This window comes from Nocardia nepalensis (assembly GCF_048910785.1).
GTDB lineage: Bacteria > Actinomycetota > Actinomycetes > Mycobacteriales > Mycobacteriaceae > Nocardia > Nocardia nepalensis.
The window spans coordinates 1-6,464 of record NZ_JBKBET010000039.1 but is presented as its reverse complement, the minus strand read 5'-3'; the positions used below and the strand labels follow the sequence as shown (position 1 = coordinate 6,464).

Annotated in this window: 2 protein-coding genes; both read left to right on the top strand. The window is 65.3% G+C overall.

Annotated features, from left to right (window positions below; translation table 11 throughout):
- The coding region (locus tag ACHQ4I_RS37400; protein WP_420776654.1) for an SDR family NAD(P)-dependent oxidoreductase at positions 1-3,084 on the top strand (3,084 nt) is incomplete at its 5' end.
- 18 nt (positions 3,085-3,102) lie between these two features.
- Positions 3,103-6,464, top strand: a 3,362-nt coding sequence (locus ACHQ4I_RS37395; protein ID WP_476445418.1) for a beta-ketoacyl synthase N-terminal-like domain-containing protein, incomplete at its 3' end; no start/stop codon positions are given.

The window sequence follows — 6,464 nt, the reverse complement described above, 5'->3', positions numbered from 1 at the left end:
CGTTTCGCCGACAGTGTGCAGTTGTTGGAGTCGATGGGCGCCACCCGGTTCATCGAAGTCGGTCCCGGCGCTGGCCTGTCAGCTGCCATAGAACAGACACTGACCTCTCCCGAGGCCATCACGATCCCCGTGCTGACCAAGCACCGCCCCGAGACCACCGCGATGGTCAAAGCGGTGGGCCACGCCTTCGTCGCGGGGGTACCTGTCGACTGGAGCAAGGTTTACACCACCACACCGGGTCGGGTCGGGTTGCCGACGTATGCGTTCCAGCGGCAACGGTATTGGCTGGCTTCGGGTTCTGCCGATGCGGGTTCGGCCGGGCAGTACCGGGTGCAGCATCCGGTACTTGCCGCGGCGGTGCCGGTGGGCGATCGCGACGAGTGGGTGTTCACCGGACGCCTGTCTGTCCAGGCCCAGCCGTGGATTGCCGATCACGTGTTGCTCGGGGCGATGGTCGTCCCCGGAGTTGCGTTGGTCGAGCTCGCACACGCGGTAGGCCAACAGCTGGATTGCCCGGTTGTCGAGGAATTGGTTTTCCAGGCGCCGTTGATCCTGCAGCAGCAGAACACGATTCAGGTGCAGGTCACCGTCGGGCAGGCCGGTGAGGACGGCCGTCGAGAGCTGGGCATCTACTCGCGCTCCCATGCCCCGGAGATCGGCACGGACCAGGGCGAGCCCGTATGTAACGCGCGGGGATGGCTGGCTGTGACCGAACCCGCCACATCCTCCACAGACACCGAACCGTGGGAGCCGTTCCCTGCGACATGGCCGCCGAACGGTGCAGAACCGGTGGCCGTTGATGCGTTGTACGCGCGGCTGGCCGAGGCGGGGTATGACTACGGCCCCATCTTCCAAGGGGTGCATGAGCTCTGGCGCAACGGTGACGCGGTTTACGCCGAAGTCGGGTTGCCCGACGAGACGGATGTGGCGCGGGGATTCGGGATTCACCCGGCGCTGTTGGATGCGGTACTGCAAAGTGCAGCCGGTTTTCTGATCGACCGCGACGACAGTCAACCCAGGATGCCCTTCAGCTTGACCGGGGTGCGGTTCGACCGCCAGGACGTCTCGCGGCTGCGTGTCCGCGCGGTTGCCCGTGGTGAGTCCGTGATACGAGTCGATGCAGTCGACACCACCGGCGCCGCGGTCGTATCGGTGCAGTCCTTTGCCACGCGTCCGGTCAACCCCGAACAACTCACGGCGGCACAACTCGGCGGTCAACGCAGCTTGTTCCTGCAGAACTGGGTGCCGGTCACCGCTGCAGGAAAAGATGAATCGACACCGATACTGATCGCTGGAATCGGCGACCCAGTCAGCGACCCAGTCGATACGGCGCAGTGGTTCACCGATCTGGACGAGTTGGAACGGGCCCTAGCGGAGGGGGCCGCACGGCCGGATCTGGTCATCGCTCCGATCACGGCTACGACTGCCACTGATGAGCCGGCCACCGCGCGGGCTACCACAGCCAACGCGTTGAGCCTTTTGCAGCGATGGTTGAGCAGCGAATGGCTGCCACAAGCCCGCCTGGTCGTAGTGACTCGCCACGCCATTGCGGCAGACGAGGCGCCCTTGGACCTGGGACTGGCACCGGTGTGGGGATTGATGCGTTCGGCACAAAGCGAACACCCGGGCCAGATCGTGCTGGTCGATATCGGCGCCGAGAGCGGTCACGACCTGGACTGGGGCAAACTCGTCGGGCTGGGCGAACCCCAACTCGCAGTCCGGGCAGGTCAAACCTTGGTGCCACGGCTCAGCCCGGCAGGAACAGGGGAAACGACCACCCAGCCACGGATAAACCCACACGAAACCGTCCTGATCACCGGTGGCACAGGCGGTCTGGGCGCCACGGTGGCCAGACATCTGGCCGACAAACACGGCGTCAAACGGCTGCTGCTGGTCAGCCGACGCGGACCGGAAGCAGACGACGCGGCGAAACTGATCGCAGACCTCGATGCGTTGGGCGCCCAAACCGACGTTGTCGCGTGTGATGTCACCGACCGCCAACAATTGGCCACGCTTCTGGAATCGTTGGAACGACCACTCGGAGCCGTGGTACATACGGCCGGGGTACTCGAAGACGGTGTCATCGAATCGATGACAGTCGACCAGCTCGAACGGGCACTACGACCAAAGATCGACGCCACCTGGCATCTACACGAACTGACCGCCGAGATGCCGTTGTCGGCATTCGTGATGTTCTCCTCGATGGCCGGACTGATCGGTAGCCCCGGACAAGGCAACTACGCCGCAGCCAACGCATGGCTCGACGCCCTCGCCCAGCAGCGCCGGTCGCAGGGACTACCAGCACACTCGCTGGCATGGGGACTATGGGCAGACCCCACCGGAATGACCGCCAAACTAGGCACTTCCGGACTCACACGACTGGAACGGATCGGTGTCGGCGCACTACCCACCGAGCTAGCACTGGAATTGTTCGACCGAAGCCTCGATCTGGCAACGGCAGTGGTAGTGCCCGCCCGACTGGACATGGCGGCGCTACAACGACAAGCACGAGCCGGAGCACTCCCCACACCACTACAAGGACTCGTCCGCACACCCGCGCGACGCACCGACACCACCGGAACACCACTGACACAACGGCTCGCCACCGTCGAGGAAACCGCCCGACAGCAGATCGTGCTCGACGAGATCCGCACACAAGCAGCCGTCGTACTCGGACACACCTCAGCCCAGGCAATAGACCCCAACCAAGCATTCCTGGAACTCGGATTCGACTCACTGACCGCGATCGAATTCCGCAACAGACTCACCCAAATCACCGGACTACGCCTGTCCAGCACCACCATCTTCGACTACCCCACACCCGCTCGACTCGCCCATCTGCTCCTTTCTCAACTGGGCGGCACCGTTGCAAAAGACGATCTGTTAGTCGAAGAAGAATTGAACAAGCTTGAGGGGATGCTGGCCGCAATCGGGGCAGACCAAAAGCAGCACATCGCTGGCCGTCTACGCACGCTTCTTGCCTCCATAACCGACGACGGGCATCACGTGTCTAAGCGGCTTGAGGCGGCCGTGACCGCCGACGAGGTTTTTCACGTAATCGATACAGAATTCGGCAGCGCATAGGTGGATGAGGTAATGGGTGTGAGCACCGAGAGTAGCGATTCTAGGGAAGAGAAGTTTGTTCGGTACCTGAAGAAGGTTGCCGGTGACCTCGCCGAGACCCGCGCACGGCTACAGGACATTGAATACCGTTCGAACGAGCCGATCGCGATCGTGGGGATCGGGTGCCGGTTCCCCGGCGGAGTGGACTCGGGGCAGAGTCTGTGGGAGATGGTGGCTACCGGCCGTGATGTGGTGTCGGGTTTCCCGACCGACCGAGGCTGGGATGTGGAGGGTCTGTTCGACCCCGATCCGGCCGTGGCGGGTAAGTCCTACACCCGCTCGGGCGGATTCCTCGACGCGGCAGGCGATTTCGATGCCGGGTTCTTCGGGATCAGCCCGCGCGAAGCGCTGGCGATGGACCCCCAGCAGCGACTGCTGCTGGAAACCTCCTGGGAAGCGTTGGAAGACGCCGGAATCGATCCCACGACACTGGCCGGCTCCACCACCGGAGTGTTCTGTGGCGTGGTGACGGCGGGTTACGGAACGATGCACGTCGGTGGCGACCCGCAGCTCGAAGGCCTTCAACTGACGGGTCAGACCTCGAGTGTGGTGTCGGGTCGGGTGGCCTACATGTTGGGTTTGGAAGGCCCGGCGGTGTCGGTGGATACGGCGTGTTCGTCGTCGCTGGTGGCCTTGCACCTGGCGGTGCAGTCGTTGCGGGCCAGGGAATGTGACCTGGCCTTGGCCGGCGGCGTGGCGGTGATGGCGACCCCGACAATGTTCCTCGAATTCAGCCGCCAGCGGGCACTGTCCGCCGATGGACGCTGCAAGTCCTACGCCGGCACCGCTGACGGCACGGGTTTCTCCGAAGGCGTCGGTGTGCTCGTGGTCGAGCGGCTGGCCGACGCGAGGGCCAAGGGCCATCACGTGCTGGCGGTGGTGCGTGGGTCGGCGGTCAACCAGGACGGTGCCTCCAACGGGTTGACCGCACCCAACGGGCCCTCCCAGCAGCGGGTGATCCGTGCCGCGTTGGCCAGCGCGGGCATCGACGCGCGCGAGGTGGATGTGGTGGAAGGCCACGGCACCGGCACCGTCCTGGGTGATCCCATCGAAGCCCAAGCCTTGCTGGCGACCTACGGGCAGAACCGGCCCGCCGATCGACCGGTATGGCTGGGGTCGATCAAATCCAACATGGGCCACACCTCGGCCGCGGCCGGTGTCGCCGGCGTGATCAAGATGGTGCAGGCCATGCGGCACGAAACGATGCCCAAAACACTGCACGTCGACGCACCCAGCCCCCACGTGGACTGGACCACCGGCTCGGTGTCACTGCTCACCGACGCCCGGCCGTGGCCGGTCAGCGACGGTCGGCCGCGTCGGGCCGCGGTGTCCTCCTTCGGGATCAGCGGCACCAACGCCCACGTCATCCTCGAACAAGCCGACACCCTCGAACCGGCACCGGTCGATACGCTCGATTCCCCGGATCCGGTGGCGGGTGTGGGGTTGGCGGTGGTGCCGTGGCTGGTATCGGGCAAGACCAGCCAAGCCCTGGCCGCGCAGGCCGCCCGGTTGGCGCAGTGGGTGCGCGCCGAGGAGAACCTCGATGTCCTCTCGGTGGGGTCTGCGTTGGCGACCACTCGTGCGGTGTTCGAGCATCGTGCGGTGGTGGTGGGTGCTGATCGTGAGGCCCTGCTGGCCGGGTTGGCCGGGTTGGCTTCGGGGCAACCGGGACCCGATGTGGTCACCGGTCGCACCACCACACCGGGCAAAACTGTGTTGGTGTTCCCCGGGCAGGGCTCGCAATGGGCCGGGATGGGTGCGGAGCTGTTGCAGTCCTCACCGGTGTTCGCCGAGCAGATCCGCTGCTGTGAGGAAGCGTTGGCGGAGTTCGTGGACTGGTCGCTGACCGAGGTGATCACCGGGGCCGACCACGCTCCCGGGCTCGACCGGGTCGATGTGGTCCAACCGGTGTTGTGGGCGATCATGGTGTCGCTGGCACAGATGTGGCAATCGGCCGGCGTCACTCCCGATGCCGTGGTCGGACACTCCCAAGGTGAAGTCGCCGCCGCCTACGTGGCCGGAGCGCTCACGCTGCGCGAGGCCGCCATGATCGTGGCACTGCGCAGCCGACTGCTGACCGAGGTCACCGGACACGGTGCGATGGTGTCGCTGGCGTGTGGCAGTGAACAGGCCGCGTTGCTGATGGCGGGATGGGCCGACCGGCTCGGTATCGCCGCGGTCAACGGGGTGTCCTCGGTGGTTGTTTCCGGAGACCCGGACGCGTGCGAGGAACTGATCGCGCACTGCGAGACTCACGCAGTCCGTGCTCGTCGTATCGAGGTCGACTATGCCTCGCATTCGGCGCAGGTCGAAACGATCCGTGAACCCCTCATCGACGCGTTGGGTGGACTGCAGCCGCGTGCGGGTTCGATCGCGTTCTACTCCACGGTGACCGGTGACCTGTTCGACACCACAGGACTCGATACCCGTTACTGGTTCGACAACGCCCGTGAACCGGTCCTGTTCGCGCAGGCCACGCAGTCGCTGATCGGAGCCGGGTTCACCACGTTCATCGAGTGCAGCCCGCACCCGTTGCTGGCGTTGGCGATGGAAGACACCGCCGCCGGTCTCGAGACCGCGGTGACCGTGACCGGATCCCTGCGTCGTGACGAGGGCGGGCTGGATCGGTTCTGGAAATCGGTGGGCCACGCCTACGTCACCGGGGCACCCCTCGACTGGACGAAGGTTTACACCACCACACCGGGGCGGGTCGGGCTGCCGACGTATGCGTTCCAGCGGCAACGGTTTTGGCTGGACACGGTGGCGGCCGGCCATGGCGATCCGGAATGGTTGGGATTGTCGGGGACCGGTCATCCATTGGTGGGGGCAGTGGTTGGGTCTCCGGACTCCGGTGGCGTTGTCGTCACCGGCAGGCTGTCGTTGGGAACGCAGCCGTGGCTGGCCGATCATGCCGTGGCCGGTGTGGTGTTGTTCCCCGGATCAGGATTCGTGGAGTTGGTGTTGCGGGCCGGTGACGAGGTCGGTGCGACCGCGATCCAGGAACTGACCCTGCTGGCACCGCTGGTGTTCACCGAGGACCGCAGTGTGCAGCTCCAGGTCCTGGTGGGCAGCCGAGACGGATCGGCCGTGGGCGGGCAGGACGACTCGGCTGGGTGGTCGGTTTCGGTGTACACCCGTGACACTCAAACCGACACCGATTGGACTTTGCACGCCGAAGGCGTCCTCACCACCCAACAACCGACACCATCGACACCGGCATCGTCGGCATCGGTGGTGGATCTGGCGCAGTGGCCACCGGCGGGTGCCGAACCGGTGCAGGTCTCCGGCGTGTACGACTGGCTGGCCCGGCACGGTTACCAGTACGGGCCGGCGTTCCAGGG